This window comes from Paenibacillus kribbensis, from assembly GCF_001705305.1.
Taxonomy (GTDB): domain Bacteria; phylum Bacillota; class Bacilli; order Paenibacillales; family Paenibacillaceae; genus Paenibacillus; species Paenibacillus kribbensis_B.
On sequence record NZ_MCBP01000013.1, the window covers coordinates 140,340 to 159,434 of the forward strand.

The 19,095-nt window shown below is 48.0% G+C and carries 13 protein-coding genes and 2 riboswitches; of the genes, 4 read left to right on the forward strand and 9 right to left on the reverse strand.

Annotation, left to right across the window (positions count from 1 at the left end; translation table 11 throughout):
- Positions 1-25: 25 nt before the first annotated feature.
- Positions 26-1,504: a PTS mannitol transporter subunit IICB gene (locus BAZ21_RS21100; RefSeq protein ID WP_068504870.1), complete on the reverse strand. Its 1,479-nt coding sequence runs from the start codon at positions 1,502-1,504 to the stop codon at positions 26-28.
- Positions 1,505-2,277: 773 nt separating this feature from the next.
- On the opposite strand from BAZ21_RS21100, the gene BAZ21_RS21105 reads away from it, so the two are divergent.
- Positions 2,278-4,476, forward strand: a complete 2,199-nt coding sequence (locus BAZ21_RS21105) for a DUF6055 domain-containing protein (RefSeq protein ID WP_068504941.1) — start codon at positions 2,278-2,280, stop codon at positions 4,474-4,476.
- A 298-nt stretch (positions 4,477-4,774) separates the two neighbouring features.
- Here the strand turns inward: BAZ21_RS21105 and gcvH are convergent, their stop codons facing one another.
- Entirely contained in the window at positions 4,775-5,173 is a 399-nt protein-coding gene (gene gcvH / locus BAZ21_RS21110; protein ID WP_068504872.1) for a glycine cleavage system protein GcvH, read from the reverse strand.
- Between the two features lie 303 nt (positions 5,174-5,476).
- Positions 5,477-5,664, forward strand: a riboswitch (glycine riboswitch).
- Positions 5,665-5,760: riboswitch (glycine riboswitch) on the forward strand.
- A gap of 79 nt (positions 5,761-5,839) precedes the next feature.
- Between gcvH and gcvT the strand changes: the two genes are divergently transcribed.
- The 3 genes from gcvT to gcvPB all read left to right on the forward strand — a co-directional run bounded on the left by gcvT (position 5,840) and on the right by gcvPB (position 9,912).
- A complete protein-coding gene (gene gcvT, locus BAZ21_RS21115) occupies positions 5,840-6,940 on the forward strand; it encodes a glycine cleavage system aminomethyltransferase GcvT (RefSeq protein WP_068504874.1) in 1,101 nt (366 codons plus the stop codon).
- 123 nt (positions 6,941-7,063) lie between these two features.
- The gene (gene gcvPA / locus BAZ21_RS21120; protein WP_068504877.1) at positions 7,064-8,419 is read left to right on the forward strand and encodes an aminomethyl-transferring glycine dehydrogenase subunit GcvPA; all 1,356 of its coding nucleotides are present in this window, start codon (positions 7,064-7,066) and stop codon (positions 8,417-8,419) included.
- Positions 8,416-9,912 carry an aminomethyl-transferring glycine dehydrogenase subunit GcvPB gene (gene gcvPB, locus BAZ21_RS21125; RefSeq protein WP_068504879.1) on the forward strand — a complete coding sequence of 499 codons (1,497 nt, stop codon included), beginning with the start codon at positions 8,416-8,418 and terminating at the stop codon, positions 9,910-9,912. Before gcvPA ends, gcvPB begins: the two co-directional genes overlap by 4 nt.
- Before the next feature lie 131 nt (positions 9,913-10,043).
- Here the strand turns inward: gcvPB and ptsP are convergent, their stop codons facing one another.
- The 7 genes from ptsP to BAZ21_RS21160 all read right to left on the reverse strand — a co-directional run bounded on the left by ptsP (position 10,044) and on the right by BAZ21_RS21160 (position 18,960).
- On the reverse strand, positions 10,044-11,756 hold the full coding sequence (gene ptsP, locus BAZ21_RS21130) for a phosphoenolpyruvate--protein phosphotransferase (RefSeq protein WP_068504882.1): 1,713 nt from the start codon (positions 11,754-11,756) through the stop codon (positions 10,044-10,046).
- Positions 11,749-12,024, reverse strand: coding sequence for an HPr family phosphocarrier protein (locus tag BAZ21_RS21135; RefSeq protein WP_007431597.1), 276 nt, complete (start codon positions 12,022-12,024; stop codon positions 11,749-11,751). The genes ptsP and BAZ21_RS21135 overlap by 8 nt, the downstream gene beginning before the upstream one ends.
- 124 nt (positions 12,025-12,148) lie before the next feature.
- Positions 12,149-14,194 (reverse strand): glucose-specific PTS transporter subunit IIBC, encoded by a 2,046-nt coding sequence (ptsG, locus tag BAZ21_RS21140; protein WP_068504884.1) that lies wholly within the window; start codon positions 14,192-14,194, stop codon positions 12,149-12,151.
- 264 nt (positions 14,195-14,458) lie between these two features.
- Positions 14,459-15,310: a glucose PTS transporter transcription antiterminator GlcT gene (gene glcT, locus BAZ21_RS21145; protein WP_068504885.1), complete on the reverse strand. Its 852-nt coding sequence runs from the start codon at positions 15,308-15,310 to the stop codon at positions 14,459-14,461.
- 194 nt (positions 15,311-15,504) lie between these two features.
- Positions 15,505-17,040, reverse strand: coding sequence for a flotillin family protein (locus BAZ21_RS21150; protein ID WP_068504887.1), 1,536 nt, complete (start codon positions 17,038-17,040; stop codon positions 15,505-15,507).
- A 48-nt stretch (positions 17,041-17,088) separates the two neighbouring features.
- Positions 17,089-17,607 (reverse strand): protease, encoded by a 519-nt coding sequence (locus BAZ21_RS21155; protein WP_068504890.1) that lies wholly within the window; start codon positions 17,605-17,607, stop codon positions 17,089-17,091.
- Positions 17,608-17,796: 189 nt separating this feature from the next.
- Positions 17,797-18,960: an iron-containing alcohol dehydrogenase gene (locus BAZ21_RS21160; protein WP_068504892.1), complete on the reverse strand. Its 1,164-nt coding sequence runs from the start codon at positions 18,958-18,960 to the stop codon at positions 17,797-17,799.
- Positions 18,961-19,095: the final 135 nt, after the last annotated feature.

Below are 19,095 nucleotides of genomic sequence, written 5' to 3' on the forward strand. Positions count from 1 at the left end.
CACAGACGACCTGACTTTACGGGGATTAAGAATCGGATTTCAGACGTTCCACCAGCGCTTCGTACTCAGGGCTTTTCAGGAAATTGTCAATCGAAATGTGCTCGGCATTCGGGGCTACTGTTTTAGCCCGTTCTGTCAACGTTTGTTGCGTAATGACAATATCCGCATCCTGTGGAATTTCACTGATTGCCGTGTTCGTTACCGTAACGTCCACACCCGCCTGCTTCATTTTTTTGCGTAAAATCGAGGCGCCCATTGCGCTTGAACCCATACCTGCATCACAGGAAAAGACGATCTTGTTAACTTCTGATTTATCCTTCAGCGTTCGATCTGTGGCAATCTCGGCAGCACGATCAGATTCGCGGTTATCTTCCGCTACAGTGGCGTTAGCACTTGCACCCTTGCTTTGACTTTTCATATCTTTCATGCGGGATGCGGCTTCCTCCAGCCCCTCTTCTTTTTGCTTACCTGTCTTGAGTAGTACTGCACCAACAGCAAAGGATACGACCGCACCAGCTACCACACCGCTCAGCATTGGCAAATATCCGCCTTTTGGTGTCATCAGGAAATAAGCGATGATACTGCCCGGTGAAGGAGCAGCGACCAGTCCGGCACCTGTCAACATGAAACAGAAGGTTCCCACAACGCCCCCTGCTATAGCAGCTAGAATCAGAATCGGCTTCATCAAAATATAAGGGAAATAGATTTCATGAATCCCGCCGAAAAAATGAATGATTACTGCACCAGGAGCCGACGACTTTGCGGAGCCTTTACCGAACAGACAATATGCCAGCAAAATACCGAGTCCCGGCCCAGGGTTGGATTCAAGCATGAACAGAACGGATTTGCCTGTTCTCGCAGCTTCCTCCAGCGCAATTGGACTCAATACTCCATGATTCAGTGCGTTGTTTAGAAATAATACTTTTCCGGGCTCAATAATGAGGTTGACGAGCGGCAAAAGCCCTGCGTTCACGAGGAACTGTACCCCTGCTGACAACACTTGACTGATAATTTGTACAAACGGACCAATTGCCACATGGGCAAGCATGGCTAGAATGGCACCGATAATCCCGGCCGAGAAATTATTGACCAGCATTTCAAAACCTGATTTGACTTTGCCTTCAATAACCTTGTCGAACTGCTTTAATACCCATGCAGCGAGCGGACCAGCTACCATTGCGCCCAGGAACATCGGGATATCTGCTCCCACAATGACACCCATCGTCATAATGGCTCCGATCACACCCCCACGCTGTCCGTGAATCATCGTGCCACCGGTGTAACCAATCAGCAGCGGCAGCAAGTAATTTTTCATCGGATCAACCAGTTGGGCAAAACCCTCGTTCGGGAACCACCCGGTCGGAATAAAGAGTGCCGTAATCAACCCCCATGCGATAAAAGCCCCCATATTGGGCATAACCATACCGCTGAGAAAACGGCCAAAACGCTGTACGGCGACGCGAGCGCCTCCGTTTGAATTGGACTTTGCGTCCACTGTGCTCATATTCATATCCTCCTTATTGATAATGGCATCACTACCTTTTCTCAAGATTCATACTAAATGACAGCGCTATCGCCATCAACGAAATGAAAACGTACTTTCGTCATGAACGTTGATGACAACATTTAAATTTAAATTAACAATAAGGTATTATACCCTGTATAATTCTCTTTAATATGGCCTGTAACTATAGAAATTAGTCGGAAATCCATAGTGTCATTTGTACTACTCTTACAAGAAGACAAGCCTCTAAATAGAAGAAAACACACGTAATTACGCCTGCTCAAAAAGACAACAAAAAATGGGGCTGTCCCAAAAGCAGACTTTTCATTAAAAAAAGAACAGTTTGCAAAAAGGAAAATTGAAAACCGGACCTGGCAAGAAGCTAATCCTTACCCGGTCCGGTTATTTTTTCGTCCGCTTTATGCTTTTTCACTGGACAGCATTGCCCTCATTTTCCATTTATACTGATAGTACGATAGACTGACCTGAATTCTGCGGTTGCCAGCCGCCTTGGTACAAGAAGGTTTATAACCTCCCTATTAAAATTTCTTCTTTTTTCTGTTTGGAAATATAAACTATAAAATTGAATATTCATACATTAATGTATTCACTTTTCATTTGGTCAACCGATAAAAATAATAGGAGAACTCTTTTTTTCCTGAAATGAAGAGAAAGGGGGGGATTGACAACGCTCGAAGAGCATGGCTTATAAGACCATGAACAGAAAAGGATTTGCAAAACAAAATGAGGGTTACACAGAAAGGAGAAAAAAAATGAAAAAGAAACATGTGACAAGAAAAACAAGAAAAGAGCGTGCGCTTGCAGCAGGAGTGAGTGTCTTGGCCATGACACTGGCATTTACCGGGGGGCTGTCTCTGCATACGCAGAGCGTATCGGCTCAAAGTGAGTCGGAAGTAAAAATGGTTGCCGATTCACTTAGTGAGAGCCAAAATGCGGTAGAAGCAACCTACGCGGTAGAAACAGCCTACGCGTTAAAAGCAGCCTACTCTGTACGTGGTGTTCATAATGATGCGGAAGTGATTTCCAAATCAAATGCCAATGTATACGAATCGGAGCATTTTCAGTTCCTATGGGGAAACGGCGGGGAATCTAAAAAAGTAACCAAGGCTTTCCTGGAGGGAAATGCAAAGATTTTGGAGGATAACTGGGATTTATTCATAAATAAGCTTAAAATGACACAGCCTACCCGTTCGACTCATGAGTGGATACGCGATAATAAAGATTACAAGGTCAACGTGGTCATTCTGGGAACCGGGCTTCATCTCTACGAGGGAGGATGGGCTTTTGCCGGGCTTGACTCAGAGGGGTATCCATACTTGATGTGCGCTCCGGATGCCATGAGTCCCAGAGTGCAACCAGGTTTGCCAGTCCCTCACGAATTTGGACATGTAGTACAATTTGCCCAGGGAAGCAACAGCTGGAGAGGAAATGATTACCTTGGTCCTTGGAGCGAAGCGGTGGGCAACTGGTTCCGCGAGGAATATACGTCCAGTGATGCTTATAAACAACAGTCAGGAACGGAGGGAGCAACCGACTTTTCCGCTCTATATTTACGCGCAAGCACGTTGACCGCCGTAAATGGGCGGGCATATTACGAAGCCTGGCCGCTCCTGAAATACCTTGAGGAAAATCCGGATGGCTTACCGGGTTACGGATCGGGTTTTGTTGCAAAGCTGCTGCAGTCCGGGAAACCGGAAAACCCAACGGAGTCCATCTATGAGGTGATCCAAAGAATTAATCCTCAAGTAAAGGTGCAGGAGATGATTGGCCGATTTGCCAGCAGAATGGCTACTTTTGATTTCAGTAATCAGAAGCTCTACAAGCGCAATGTCGAGAACATGCTCAGGTACGGAGAACTATATTGGCAGCAGTATTATACGATGATGCTTAAAGTGGATGGAAGTGAGAATATCTATACCATTCCTTCTGAGCGTGCCCCTCAGGCTACCGGCTACAACATCATCCCGCTTGATGCAAAGATTCCTGCAAACGCTTCCTCCACCACAGTACGAGTCAAGTTGGATGGCTTGGCTAAAGCAAACGGTGCTGGCTGGCAAGCATATCTTATCGTTGAAAATGAGAATGGGAAAAGCCGGTACAGCCGTTCTTTCGGTAACGGGGAATCCGTCCAGGAAGAAGTCTTCAATGGGGAAAAAGCTTATTTGAGCGTGGCGGCAACCCCTACGTTGGAAAGCATGCAAAAAACCAAAATAGGTATTGGAAGCTGGCAAAAAAAATTCTCTGAGAAAAATATTCCTTTTGAATCAAAACCGCAATATCCTTATCAAGTCACCTTGGAAAATGCTGAACCGCAAATGCGCAAGGTTGAAGAAAGTGCTGGCATCAGGGGGCACGTACACAGAAATGGCGGAGGCTTCGTAGCCGACACCGCTCGGGTCGATGATAGTGTCTATGTGGCTAAGAATGCCAAGGTTCTTGACAGTGCAACCGTGACCGGGAATGTTCGCATTGAAGATTTTGCTGTGGTGCGCGGTGCCGCAAGAGTAAGCGGTTCAGCAAAGATTACAGACTATGCGCTGGTGCGTGGAAGCGCCCAGATCGGCGAATCCGCTACCCTAAGCGGGTATGCGATTGCAGACGGTTCTGCAAAAATAACAGGTCATGGTCATGTAGGGGATCAAGCCGTTGTTACTGAACAAGCAGAAGTTTCGGAATATGGACAGGTGGTTGAAAGCGCTTTAGTGAAGGGATATTATACTGTGAGCGGTCATGCCGTAGTTAAAGGACTTTCGATTGGTCACGGCGGGGTCAGCAAGCGAGAACATGGAGGAGCCACCGGACAGGCCGTTACTTACGGCGATTTCTTCGATGATATGGGATATACCATAAGTGGCGGTTCCTTTGCAGGCTATGAAAGTCTGGAGGCCTCTGTGAAAAACTTCAGGGACGGTTATGCTCGATCAGACGGCAAGGGCGGCTATATGCGCTAAAATAGCCAGTCCGCAGACTAGAGTTCAAACGCCGGATACCGGCATGAACAAAACGAAAAATATTTGATATAAAATGACCTCATCCTCCACTTAACACTTCACCGTGGAATATGAGGTCATTTTTGGCTTATTCCCATCCGATAGAAACTCTTTTGGGACAGCCCCATTTTATACAATCACGAGCGAATAAACGACACTCTTATTCAATTTAAAATTCAGCGCAGCAATTCACAAAATTCAACACAGCAACTTACAAAATCCAGATCGAAACGCCGTAATTCGACACGATATGGCTTTATTATTGCCCATCGGCAGTCAATCTCTCGTACTCATCCGCAGACAATAGCTTGCCCAGAGCTTCCTCTACATCGTTGCCGACCTCCACTTCGATCATCCAGCCTTTTCCATAGGGAGATTCGTTCACCAGCTCAGGCGTACTTTCCAGCGCTTCATTTACCCTCAATACAGTTCCCGTCACTGGAGCAAAAAGATCGGATACCGTCTTCACCGATTCAATCGTACCAACCTCCGCTCCCTGCTCAATCGTCGCTCCCTCACCAGGTAATTCCACAAAAACAATATCACCCAGTTGATGCTGTGCAAAGTCTGTAATACCAATCCGCACCGTTCCATCTTCTGTGCGCTCAACCCACTCATGTTCCTCCGTATACCAAAGCTGCTGTTTCACTTCACTCATCCTGCTTCCGCCTCACTTCCAAGGGAATGTAATTACTTCTGCTCACCTATACTAGACAGGTTAAGATTATGACAACAGGAACACTCATGTCAATAATACTAACAAAAATACTTCACATCACTTCTGATAGCGTTCTATATGAAAATATGATAAGGTATAACAAACGCTTACATATCCTTATTTATGCATTAAATGTTTTTCGCATTGACTTTCATGACATTTTTGTTGACATTTTGAATGAATTTGCGTATTAATGGGTTATAACAAATGTTTTTGGAAACACCCCGACAACTGCAAACGCGGATGAACGCGGAGGGAGAGACTACCAAGATTCGCATAGCTGTTGCCGCCTGTGAGACAGAGGTATATGCGAATCGGATCAAGTTGTTATCTGCATGACCCGGTAACAGCAATAGTTTCCAAAGGTAGCGCCGAAGGAGTAAACCTGCACGGCAGGTGAATCTCTCAGGCAAAAGGACCTCTGCCGGACGCATCTCTGGAGAGCATTCGCTATGGAGCGGATCACCCAAGAGGAAACCTGGTACACACCGGGGTAACTTTCAGGTATCAAGGACAGAGCTGAAAAAAGAGTATGGACTGACGTCTATGCGTTTTTTTCGGCCTGTCTTTTTTGTTTAGCCGATCACACCGGATAGGAGTGGAAAAATGACTAACTTGCGCAAAACGCCGCTGTATTCGTCTTATGGGACGCTGCCGGGGGTCCGTTGTATTGACTTTGGAGGCTGGGAGCTCCCTGTACAGTTTAGCGGCATTCAAAAGGAGCATGAGGCCGTCCGCCAACATGCGGGATTATTCGATGTCTCGCATATGGGTGAGTTTTTGGTTGAAGGCAAAGAAGCCCAAGCTTTTCTGCAACGGGTAACGACGAACGATGTCAGCCAGTTGGAAGCGGGTCAGGCCCAATATTCGCTCCTGTGTTACCCAGATGGAGGTGTAGTAGACGACCTGCTTGTATACTGCAAAGGGCCGGAGCGCTACATGCTCGTTGTGAATGCCTCCAACATCGACAAGGATTGGGATTGGCTTATGCGCCATGCGCCTGCATCCGTTCATCTCGAAAATGTGTCGGATGCCATAGCATTGCTGGCGCTGCAAGGACCGGAAGCAGCGCGTATTATCGCAGCCGTGACAGATACGGATATAACAAATCTGGCATCCTTCCGATTCCGTGAGAACGTGCAGCTGTTCGGAGTGAAAGCACTCGTCTCCCGCACCGGATATACGGGTGAAGATGGTTTTGAAATGTATATCCCTGCTGCGGAAGCACCGACTGTATGGGAAGGATTGCTTCGCTCGGGTGAGCCGTATGGTCTGGTTCCCACCGGGCTCGGTGCCCGGGATACGCTGCGCTTTGAGGCAAGGCTGCCGTTATACGGACAGGAGCTATCTGCCACGATTTCACCGCTCGAGGCTGGCTTAGGCTTTTTCGTTAAGCTGGGCAAGGGAGATTTTATCGGCAGAGAGGCGCTGCAGCGCCAGAAAGAGCAAGGTATTCCTCGCAAGCTGATCGGACTGGAAATGCTGGATCGCGGTATCCCGCGCGCCCATTACCCGGTATTCGCGGAAGGACAACAAATCGGTGAGGTTACAACAGGGACCCAGTCGCCAACCTTAAAGCGCAATCTGGGTCTGGCCCTGGTGGACAGCCGTTTTAGCGCTCTATCCACACCGCTGGAGGTCGAGATCCGTGGCAAACGCCTGCGCGCCGAGGTGGTAGCAGCACCCTTTTATAAACGTTCACGCTGATCCTAGACTCTTTTCATTTCTATAAAGCGAACAAGGAGATATGGACTTCTGGATTTTCCAGTTCACGATTATGTATTAGCCCATTTACGATTTTATATTGCTTTTCGAAAGGAGCCAGAACCTATGAAGCAGCATCGCTATCTGCCCATGACCGAACAGGACCAAACCGAAATGCTGCGCGTGATCGGCGTATCGTCCATTGACGATTTATTTAGTGATATTCCAGAGGATATCCGATATCAGGGCGAGCTGCCCATGTCCTCCCGACTGGATGAAAGAGGCTTAACCCGCCATCTGGCCGAGCTGGCCGGGCATAATGCCAACACAGACACACATGCCAGCTTTCTTGGTGCAGGAATTTATGATCATCATATTCCGTCCGTCATTCAGCACATCACTTCGCGCTCGGAATTTTACACCGCCTACACTCCCTATCAGCCAGAGGTAAGCCAGGGCGAGCTGCAAGCCATATTCGAATTTCAATCGTATATTTGCGAATTAACAGGTATGGCTGTAGCCAACGCCAGCATGTACGATGGAGCGACTGCGCTGGCAGAGGCGGGCTCACTGGCCGCCTCTGCCACCCGTCGTAAACAGCTTATCGTATCGCAGACCGTCCACCCGGAGGCACGCCAGGTATTGGCTGCCTATGCACGCGGGCTGGGCTTGGACATTGTTGAGATTGGCTATTCGGACGGTGTAACGGATGCGCAGGCATTGGCAGCGGCCGTATCGGAACAGACGGCGGCTGTTTTGGTTCAAAGCCCTAATTTTTTCGGAGCCGTGGAAAATTTGAAGCCGATGGCTGACCTGATCCATGCGCACAAAGGGCTTATGGTTGTCAGCGCCAATCCGCTGGCACTTGGCTTGCTGGAGACACCCGGCAAGCAGGGGGCGGATATTGTCGTCGGAGACGCACAGCCGCTTGGCATCTCATCCTCCCTCGGCGGTCCGACCTGCGGTTACTTTGCTGTATCTCAGGCACATATGCGCCGCATCCCCGGACGTATTGTAGGCCAAACGACAGACCGCAATGGCAAACGCGGCTTTGTGCTGACCTTGCAGGCACGGGAACAGCATATCCGCCGTGAAAAAGCCACGTCTAACATCTGTTCCAATCAAGCCTTGCTTGCTTTATCTGCATCTGTGTATTTGTCCGTTATGGGTAGACAGGGCATGCGGGAAGTCGCCGAGCTGAATTTGCATAAAAGCCGCTATGCATTAGAGCAATTGCTGAGCTTGAAGGGCGTGACGGCATCTTTTAACGCACCGACCTTTAACGAGTTTGCCCTTAAGCTGCCTGAGGGTACGGATATGAATAAGCTCCAGACCGGATTGCTTAATGCGGGATTTATCGGCGGCTATGAGTTGGGCCGGGACTACGAGGAGCTTGCCGGTCACATGCTGATTGCCGTGACAGAGCAAAGAACCAAAGAAGAGATCGACCAATTTGTACACACCTTGGGGGGATTGCTATGACACACACCGGACAGGATCAGAAGCAAGGGCTATTAAAGGAGCATGATCAATCACTCATTTTTGAATTGAGCCGTCCGGGTCGCATCGCCTATTCCCTTCCCGAATGCGACGTTCCACGGCGCCCGGTGGCAGAGCTTTTGCCGGATTATGCGCTGCGCAGCGAGCCTGCCGCATTGCCGGAGGTATACGAAGTAGACGTTATTCGCCATTATACCGCCTTGTCCCGGCGCAATTTTGGCGTGGACAACGGATTTTATCCGCTCGGCTCCTGTACGATGAAATACAACCCGAAGGTAAACGAGGATGTCGCCCGTTATGCAGGCTTCGCCAAGATTCATCCGTATCAGCCTGAGGATAGCATCCAGGGTGCCATGGAGCTGCTGCATACGCTCCAAAACGATCTGGCCGCGTTAACCGGCATGGATGCCGTCACCCTTCAGCCCGCAGCAGGCGCCCATGGCGAATGGACCGGGCTGATGATGATCCGCTCCTACCATGAAGCCCGTGGTGAGCGACGTACCAAGGTACTCGTGCCGGATTCCTCGCACGGAACGAACCCCGCCAGTGCAACCGTCGCGGGCTTCGAAACGGTCACCCTCCCCTCCACCCCGCAGGGGCTGGTGGATCTGGACGCGCTGCGTCAAGCTGTAGGCAACGACACCGCTGCGCTCATGCTGACCAACCCGAACACGCTTGGCCTGTTCGAGAAGCAGATCGCTGACATTGCCGCGATTGTGCATGAAGCCGGAGGCCTGCTCTACTATGACGGTGCGAATTCCAACGCCATCATGGGCATTACCCGCCCCGGGGATATGGGCTTCGATGTCGTGCATCTCAATTTGCACAAAACGATGAGTACCCCACATGGCGGAGGCGGCCCCGGCGCAGGGCCTGTCGGCGTGAAGCAGCGGCTCATTCCCTATTTGCCCAAGCCGATGGTTGTGCGTGATCCTCAGGGTACGTACCACTGGGACCGGGAGCAGGGAGATTCCATCGGACGGGTCAAAGCCTTTTACGGTAATTTTGGCATTCTCGTCCGCGCCTATGCCTATATCCGCAGCTATGGTCCTGACGGCTTGAAGCGGGTATCTGAATGCGCCGTACTGAATGCCAATTATATGATGCACCGGCTGGCTCCGTATTTCGACCTCCCCTACCCGGGACATTGCAAACACGAATTCGTAATGTCTGGACGGAATTTGAAAAAATTTGGAGTGCGTACGCTGGATGTTGCCAAACGCTTGCTCGATTTCGGCTACCATCCGCCTACGATTTATTTTCCACTGAATGTAGAGGAATGTATCATGATTGAGCCGACGGAAACGGAAAGCAAGGAAACGCTTGATGGTTTTATCGACACCATGATTCAGATTTCGCGAGAAGCGGAGGAGAATCCCGAGTTGGTGCTTAATGCACCCTATACCACGCCAGTCACACGCTTGGACGAAACCACTGCCGCCCGCAAGCCCGTACTGAACTGCTCGTGCAGCTAAAAGTAAATTTAATCAAATACATGCAAAAAAGAAGCATGCAAAAAGGCCGGTATCTGTTGAGATACCGGCTGCTGTATGTACACAGCAATTTTTTGTTGGAAAAAGATATAACCCTTAAAAATGTGATACCCTTAGCCTTCAATACTTTGAACCAATTCAACAACCTGTTCGGCTGTTTGCATGTCCAAAGCTTTGGCAGCCAGTTTTTCCATATCCGCACGAGACAATTTGGAGATTAGACTGCGTGCTGGCAGAATGGAAGTTGCGCTCATACTGAACTCATCGAGTCCCAGTCCCAGCAGCAACGGAATTGCTGTCGCATCCCCTGCCATTTCGCCACACATACCAGCCCAACGTCCTTCACGATGAGCTGCATCGATAACCATTTTCACCAGACGCAGAATGGATGGATTGTATGGTTGATACAAGTAAGACACGCGTTCGTTCATACGGTCTGCAGCCATTGTGTATTGGATCAGGTCGTTCGTACCGATACTAAAGAAATCAACTTCTTTGGCGAATTGGTCAGCCAATACCGCTGTAGAAGGAATTTCTACCATGATGCCCAGCTGAATTTCTTCAGATACGGCTACACCCTCGGCCACCAACTTTTCCTTTTCCTCCAGCAAAACAGCTTTTGCTTCACGGAATTCGTTCAGCGTAGCAATCATCGGGAACATGATGCGCAGGTTACCGTGTACACTTGCCCGCAACAAAGCACGCAATTGAGTACGGAAAATATCCTGACGATCCAGACACAGACGAATCGCACGGAATCCGAGGAACGGATTCATTTCTTTCGGCAGATCCAGATAAGGAAGTTCTTTGTCGCCACCGATGTCCAACGTGCGGACTACAACCGGTTTGCCTTCCATTTTTTCCAGAACGGTTTTGTATGCTGTGTACTGTACTTCTTCAGATGGAAGCTTATCGCGTCCCATATACAAGAATTCTGTACGATACAAGCCGACGCCTTCACCACCGTTATCCAGAACACCAGCTACATCGTTAGGCGTACCAATATTGGCTGCCAATTCGACATGGACACCATCGACAGAAACTGTAGCTTCGCCGCGCAGCTTTCGCCACTCTTCGCGCTGCTTGTCGTATGCCACTTGTTTAGCACGATATTCTGCAATGATCTCTTCAGAAGGATTCACGAATACGTGTCCATCCAGACCATCAACGATAATCAAATCGCCGCTTTTAGCTTGGGACAATATATTTTTGGTTCCTACAACCGCAGGAATTTCAAGTGAGCGAGCCATGATAGCCGAGTGCGAAGTACGTCCACCGATATTTGTTGCAAAGCCTTTAACAAATTCACGATTCAGCTGAGCTGTGTCGGAAGGCGTCAAATCTTCTGCAAGTACAATCGTTTCTTCGGCAATTTCTGCAGGGCTGACAAAATGAACACCTAGCAGATGATTGAGCACCCGTTTGGTTACATCACGCATGTCAGACGCGCGTTCTTGCAAATATGCACTTTTCATGTTTTCAAACATGGAAATAAACTGTGTAGCTACTTCATCCAAAGCATAATCAGCATTAAGCTGCTCATCTTTGATTTTAGCTTTTACTGGATCGATCAGTTCAGGATCATTCAGGATCAACAGGTGAGAAGCAAAGATTTCTGCTTTTTTCTCGCCCAGTTCCTTTAATGTTTTCTCCTTAATCGCTTCCAATTCAGTTTGAGATTCTGCCAAAGCCGCATCCAATCTTGCGATTTCAGCTTCAACATCACCAACCGCGCGTCTCTCTACAGCGTAATTCGGATGCTCCAAAATAAACGCCCGGGCAATAGCAATGCCTGCCGAAGCGGCAATCCCGGAGATCTTAAGCATGAATTTCGCCCAGCCCTTCGTTAACGATTACATTTTCAAGAGCTTTCAAAGCTTCAGCAGCTTCAGCGCCTTCACAGATAATATTGATGGTATCACCTTGTTCCAGACCCAGAGACAATACACCCAGAATGGATTTCAAAGTTACTTTTTTACCATTAGCTTCGGCAAAAGATTCAGCACCGCTGAATTTGTTAGCTGTATTTACCAGCGCAGTTGCAGGACGTGCATGGATACCATCTTCATCTGTAATTCTAAAAGTTGTTTGCATAGATTTGTTCCTCCCACTTTTCTAAAGATTATATTTGTTTACACGCAGTATAATACGTGCAGTGAAACCGGGCAATGATCAGACGGACTAAGCCGCCTAATCATTAAACCGAAACACATAGAGTTTATTTTATCGTAATTATACCATCTTCGCCAGCCTTCAATACTCCTGTTTTGTTTAAAGTTATCGAAGAACCTTCTGGAAGGTTGGTAAAAATGACAGGTGAAATGATGGATTTAGCGTTTGCCTTCACGTATTCCAGATCAATTTTCATGATTGGCTGACCGGCTGACACAAGATCGCCTTCGTTCACCAAAACGTCAAATCCTTGTCCTTTCAGCTTCACTGTGTTCACTCCGATATGAACAAGCACTTCTTTACCGCCATCCGATTGAATGCCAACCGCATGCTTGCTTGGGAATACATTGAATACTTTACCATAAACAGGGGATACAATCGTTCCATCATTTGGCACGACTGCAAAACCGTCACCTGTCATACGCTCTGCAAATACCGGATCGGGAACTGTCGAAATATCAACCAGTTCGCCATTAACAGGCATTACGATATCTTCCACAATAATCGTTTGCTTTTGTTCTCCGGCTTCCTTTTCCTCTTGTGGAGCTGGTTGTGCAGGAGCAGGTGCAGGCGTGCGTCCCGCCATGATATCAGCCATTTGAGTTTTAATCGTATCGGAACGTGTACCGAAAATCGCCTGTACGTTATTGCCGACTTCAAGCACACCCGATGCACCAAGCTGTTTCAAACGAGCTTTGTCAACGTTCGATTTCTCATTAACCTCGATCCGAAGACGTGTAATACAAGCATCCAGATGCTTGATATTTGATGAACCACCGAAAGCGGCCAAAATGTTGTGTGGCAGATCATCACTACTTCCGGTTGCAACGCCATCCACATTGTCTGTAGCTTCTTCACGGCCTGGTGTTTTCAGGTTGAACTTCCGTATGATGAATCGGAATCCGAAGTAGTAAATTACCGCCAAAATCAGACCAACGATGATGACATACCACCAAGGCGTACGAGTTGGAATAATCCCGAAAATCAAGAAGTCAATAAATCCGCCCGAGAACGTCATGCCGATTTTAACATTCAAAATTTGCATGGTCATAAATGACAGGCCCGCAAATATACAGTGAACTGCGAACAACAGTGGAGCAACGAACAGGAAGGAGAATTCCAGCGGCTCCGTAATCCCTGTCAAAAACGAAGTCAATGCTGCGGAACCCATAATACCTGCTACATATTTTTTGTGCTCAGGTCTTGCTTCATGGTACATTGCAAGCGCGGCAGCTGGCAGACCGAACATCATGAATGGGAATTTACCCACTTGGAACGTACTTGCTGTCAGGGCTACTCCGTCGCGAAGCTGGTTAAAGAAGATCTGCTGATCACCATGAATCGTTTGACCTGCTTTGTTAACATATTCGCCGAACTCAAACCAAAACGGTGAATACCAGATATGATGCAAACCGAATGGAATAAGCGCACGTTCAATGACCCCAAAAATGAAAGCGGCCAGTGTCGGATTAGAATCAACCATGAAGTGAGATACGGTGTTCAGTCCGTGCTGTACGGGAGGCCATACAATGACCAACAGTAGTCCAATCAGCAACGAGGATAATGCCGTTGCAATCGGAACAAAGCGCTTGCCTGCGAAAAAGCCCAGATATGAAGGCAGCTCAATTTTGAAAAAGCGGTTGTACATAGACGCGGCCAGAATACCGATGATAATCCCGCCGAATACCCCTGTTTGCAGCGTTGGAATACCCAATACATTGGCATAGCCAGGGATTTTTTGGGCAATCAGGCCCGGTGTGACACCAACGGCTGTTCCCAGTGTAATATTCATTACAAGGTAACCGATGATCGCAGCCAAACCTGCTACACCCTCACCGCCTGCCAGACCGACGGCTACGCCGACTGCAAACAACAATGCTAAATTATCAAAAACGATTTGTCCGGCATTCATCATGATCGTCGCAACTGATTGTACCCAGCCCGCATTTAATACAGGAATGTACTGGAGAAAATCAGGGTTGACCAGCATGTTACCAATCCCCAATAAAAGTCCCGCAGCTGGCAAAATAGCTACAGGAAGCATCAAAGCTTTGCCGACACGCTGTAAAACGCCGAAAAGCTTTTTAAACATACGTTCCACTTCCTTCTCTAAAAAATTTAGAATGCAGAGGCAAAACAACAAAAAAGGCATGAGCCGATTTAAGTATGTTTGAAGACAACCTTGGGATATAGCTTACCCCAGTAGGCTGTAAACAATCATAACTTAAAACAACTCATGCCTGATCGAATCAGTAACACGTTAAATGTTCAATTGTTGTCTTGCTCATTACAGAATTGATTATAGCATCCTGCTAAAAGTGAGGCAATACTTTTTTATTTCTCGGCTTTATCATGGTTACTCTCCCTGCTCTTTGCGCTGGGACAATCGCTGCAGATGCATCGTCAAGTAGCTGACCTCAGCCGGATACACAGGCTTACGGAGCCTTTTCTCCATAATTTTTGTGAGCTTCCAGGCCAGCATGTACATTTCCGGATACTCCTCATTCAAAAGCTTGTCCAAACGATAAATCTCCTGCACAATTTCACCCCGGCGCACACGTTCAATGGCAAATCTCAGATGAGTCAGCAGGCGGGAATAATCGAGGGACAGGAGAGGAATACGATAATCGAGGGTATTCTCGACTACCTGAACCATATCGGCTATCAGACGTGAATCCTTCCTAACCTCGGAAATATGCTGGTTGGTCATAGCACTATAAATATGCAGGGCCACAAATCCGATCTCATCTTCTCCCAAATCCACGTCCATCTTTTCCCTGATTAATGTCACAGCTTGTTCAGCCATCTTGTATTCCTGGGGATAGATTTCCCTGGTTTCGTACAGAAACGGATTATGAATCGTAATCCCCTGTTTCTGACGTTTGATGGAAAAAGCGATGTGGTCGGTTAAAGCAATCAATATGTGCTCATTCAAAGGCTTCTTCGCTTGAAGCTGAACATGATGAAGCACCTCACCGATGACCTCAATGAGCTTTTCATCCAGCTCAGGAAGCAATCGCTTGTATTGCTCCTGCTCTTCATGGCTTTTTAATATAAATAATTTTTCAACTGAATCCAACGTTATAAGATCGCCGGCTTTGCGATTGAAACCGATTCCTTTTCCAATCACGACAACCTCATCATGTTCGGGATGCATTCCTATAATCACATTGTTATTCAGCGCTTTCGCCACTTGTAGGCTGCTCACATCCGCACCTCTTTTTATCAGAACCTTGATCCTAAGAATTATAGCATGCTGCTCAGAGGAATCCACGTTAAAGTACCAAATATTCCGCTAAAGGTCAATAAAAAGAAAACGCTTTTCATCACAATTGCTGGGAAAAGCTGTGATGAAAAGCGTTTCTTCTGTTCAGCAACGTCTGCTGCTAAAATGGCTTATAGCTACTCTTTTTCGGTATACGCTACCTCAACCGGGGCGTGAATGTGAAGCTTATCCGTTTCACCGGAGGAAGGAACGGAATGAAGGCCATTTTTCCCAGTGGTCAATCCCTTAATTAACTGCTCCACATCGATACCGGATACATTCTTAAGCATCTCGGGAGCCGTGGCCATCAATTCTGTGACATAATTGCTGACACGTGCTGCTCCTTCTCCTTTGCCTGTATCAACCACCGTCAGTTTATCAATGGACGCTATCGGTTCGGCAATGCGCCCAGCCAGATCAGGCAGCATTTTCACGATAATATCGAGCACAGCTGCCTCTCCAAATTTCTGAAACGCCTCCGCCAGTTTTTCCTTGGCCTCCGCTTCTGCCAAACCACGCAAGCGTATGACGTCTGCGTCCGCCGTACCCTTCGCACGTTCCGCATCCGCTTCGGCTTGCCCGTTCAGGCGTTTTTGCTCAGCTGATGCTTTAGCCTGTGTCTCAATCGAGTATTGCAGTGATTCCGCCTCACGCATTTTACGCGATTTGTCCGCTTCCGCAGCCTGCTCTACAGCATACCGATCGGCTTCCGCTTTCTTTTTCACTTCCGCATCATATTGCTTTTCACGAACCTGAATTTCCTTGGTTTGAAGATCAATTTCCCGCTCCTTGCGGACCAGTTCGACCTTCATCTGCTCCTCAACAGCAGTTTGCTTAGCACGAGCCTCCTGAATATGATAAGCCTGATCAGCGTCGGCCTTGGCTGTATCTTGCTCCTTCTTAAACGCAGCCACTTTCAGTTCCTTCTCTTTGGCTGCCTCGGCAATATTCGTGTCCCGCAGCAGCTCAGCCTTCTGGCCTTCCTGTTCTGCACGCGCCTTCTGAATCCGGGCATCCCGCACAGCCTCGGCTTCCGCAATTTCTGCATCCCGTTTTACAGCAGCAATTCTCGGCTTACCGAGCGCATCCAGATATCCATGTTTGTCACGCACATCCTTGATGGTGAATGACACAATTTGCAGCCCCATCTTTTTCAGATCACGGGCAGCTACGCCCTGTACTTCCTGTGCGAATCGGTCCCGATTACGGTACACTTCCTCCACAGTCATCGAGCCGAGAATCGCACGCAAATGCCCTTCCAGCACTTCCTGGGCCTCTCCCCTAAGAGCCTCAAGGGGCTTCCCAATAAATTGTTCCGCTGCTGTCGCTACATCCTCAATAGAACTGCCCACCTTAATAATTGCTACACCATCAGCAATGACCGGAACCCCTTGCTCCGTATATACTTCCGGTGTGGTTACGTCAAGCTTGTGGGACAAGAGAGAAATAAATTCAGATTGCTGAAAAATAGGCCAAATAAAGGCTCCTCCACCGCGCACAATTTTAATTTTACGACCGGATTCATCCTCGGAAATATTTTTGCTTCCCAGAAAAGAACCCGTCACGATCATCCCTTCATCCGGTCCTACCGTTTTGTAGCGGGCCCAAAAAGCGATCCCTAGTATGACAATAACAATCACAACAATCCCAGGGACCAGTACAACATCCTGCAAACTTGACACTCCCGTTCACGCTCCCTTCAAGTTAAGCGAATGCGCCGTCTATGTGTCCAGATATGCTACACGGACGACGCCCTCTGCGACCTCAACCACGACAATACGGGTCCCCGCAGCCAGCGGCTTGTGATCAAAGCTCGATGCCGTATGTATGGTGTTGCTTGCACCGAAGCGGATCATGACCTCCCCGTAACCTACCTCCGGTACCGGAATGGTGACCTCACCGATCCTGCCAGTCAGCTCACGCATAGAGAAGCCGCTGGATACCTCTGAGTTCGCCATTGGCTTGATAAACGCAAAAAACACGAGTACTCCAATGACAAATGCAACACAAAAAGCAAGCACAACGACCCAGCCCGTGCTTAGCCCTGTATATTTTGTCAATAGTACACCAGTCCCGCCAAAGGCAGTCATGGCTCCAAGCAAAACGACAGGTCTGAACCAATCAAGGCCCGGCAGCTCCAACGCCCCATCCAGCCAGCTACCGAGTACATCCCCGACCAGCACACTGACCACGGTAAAGATAGCGCCCCCTGCCAATAACCACCAAAATATGGTTTCCATGCGACTCCTCCTTCCATGTACCTTTTCAGTCTGGTTTCCAGCCTATAACTATGTTTACGTATTCAACCTAAAAAAGTTTCAAAATTTTCCTCCAATACCACACATGAAACCCAAAAAACATGAAACCCAAAAAAGCACGTCCCTACATCAAATGACGTACAAACGTGCTTAAAGTGATCCGAAACCGAATTACAGGGAAGCGTTGTAAATTTCCACTACATCTTCGCGATTGAGCTTGTTAAAGCCACCGAAAGCTCCAAATTTTACAGCTTTATCCGCCATAACATCGATTTTGGAAGCATCGATATCGTAATCTGCCAGACGGCTTGGCGCACCAATCGAGTTCCAGAAATCACGCAGCGCCTGAATACCTTCCAACGCTACTTCTTCATCACTCTTGCCTTCCGGGTTTACATGGAATACATTCACAGCCAGTTGCTTGAAGCGTTCTGGCTTCACATGCAGATTATGTTTCATCCAGTTCGGGAACAGAATAGCCAGTCCTCCGCCATGTGGAATATCATACACAGCAGACACAGCATGCTCAATATTATGAGTAGCCCAGTCACCTGTCAGCCCCATGTTCAGGAAGCCGTTCAGCGCCATCGTACCACAATACATAATCGTTTCACGCAACTCGTAGTTTTCCAGATCGTCAACCAGACCCGGAGCAGCATCAATAACCGTACGCAAAAGCGTTTCACACCAGCCCAGTTGAACCGGAGTATTGGATTCCAAATGGAAATAATGCTCCAGCGTATGTGACATCATATCCACAATTCCGTAAACGGTTTGATCTCGCGGCAGAGAGTACGTGTTCACTGGATCAAGAATGGAAAACGCAGGGAACGCATATACGCTGCCCCATCCCAATTTCTCCTGTGTTTTTTCGTTCGTAATGACAGAACCTGCGTTCATTTCGGAACCGGTTGCTGCCATCGTCAGCACTGTACCTAATGGCAATGCCGCCTTTGCAGCCGCTTTACGCTCCGCAAAATCCCACATGTCGCCATCATATTTTGCGCCGACAGCGATGGCCTTGGAGCAATCCAGCACACTACCGCCGCCCACAGCCAATACGAGATCGATTTGATGTGTTTTACACAATTCCACGCCTTTATGTACGGTAGACAAGCGAGGATTTGGTTCTACACCAGCCAGTTCCGTTACCTCTGCGCCGATTTCACCAAGCAAACTTATTACATTATCGTACAAACCACTGCGTTTAATACTGCCGCCGCCATATACAAGCAATACACGTTTACCATATTTAGGAACTTCACGCTTGAGAGCTTCCAATTGCCCTTTACCGAAGATCAATTGTGTCGGATTATAAAATTCAAATGCTTTCATCGCAAACGCTCGCCTCCAATATTTTCAAAGTTTAATGTTAAGAAACTCCTCTATTATAACCTTATCAGTTACAGGAAACAAATCAGCATTATTATTCAGAAAAAAAACCACACTCCTAAAGGAGCATGGTTCCAT

Excerpts from the sequence above, each read along its gene's own strand:
- BAZ21_RS21105 (WP_068504941.1), top strand. The coding sequence starts at position 2,278 with ATGAAAAAGAAACATGTGACAAGAAAAACAAGAAAAGAGCGTGCGCTT.
- BAZ21_RS21100 (WP_068504870.1), bottom strand. The coding sequence starts at position 1,504 with ATGAGCACAGTGGACGCAAAGTCCAATTCAAACGGAGGCGCTCGCGTC.
- BAZ21_RS21160 (WP_068504892.1), bottom strand. The coding sequence starts at position 18,960 with ATGAAAGCATTTGAATTTTATAATCCGACACAATTGATCTTCGGTAAA.
- BAZ21_RS21155 (WP_068504890.1), bottom strand. The coding sequence starts at position 17,607 with ATGGAAACCATATTTTGGTGGTTATTGGCAGGGGGCGCTATCTTTACC.
- gcvPA (WP_068504877.1), top strand. The coding sequence starts at position 7,064 with ATGAAGCAGCATCGCTATCTGCCCATGACCGAACAGGACCAAACCGAA.
- BAZ21_RS21135 (WP_007431597.1), bottom strand. The coding sequence starts at position 12,024 with ATGCAAACAACTTTTAGAATTACAGATGAAGATGGTATCCATGCACGT.
- ptsP (WP_068504882.1), bottom strand. The coding sequence starts at position 11,756 with ATGCTTAAGATCTCCGGGATTGCCGCTTCGGCAGGCATTGCTATTGCC.
- gcvT (WP_068504874.1), top strand. The coding sequence starts at position 5,840 with ATGACTAACTTGCGCAAAACGCCGCTGTATTCGTCTTATGGGACGCTG.
- gcvH (WP_068504872.1), bottom strand. The coding sequence starts at position 5,173 with ATGAGTGAAGTGAAACAGCAGCTTTGGTATACGGAGGAACATGAGTGG.
- ptsG (WP_068504884.1), bottom strand. The coding sequence starts at position 14,194 with ATGTTTAAAAAGCTTTTCGGCGTTTTACAGCGTGTCGGCAAAGCTTTG.
- gcvPB (WP_068504879.1), top strand. The coding sequence starts at position 8,416 with ATGACACACACCGGACAGGATCAGAAGCAAGGGCTATTAAAGGAGCAT.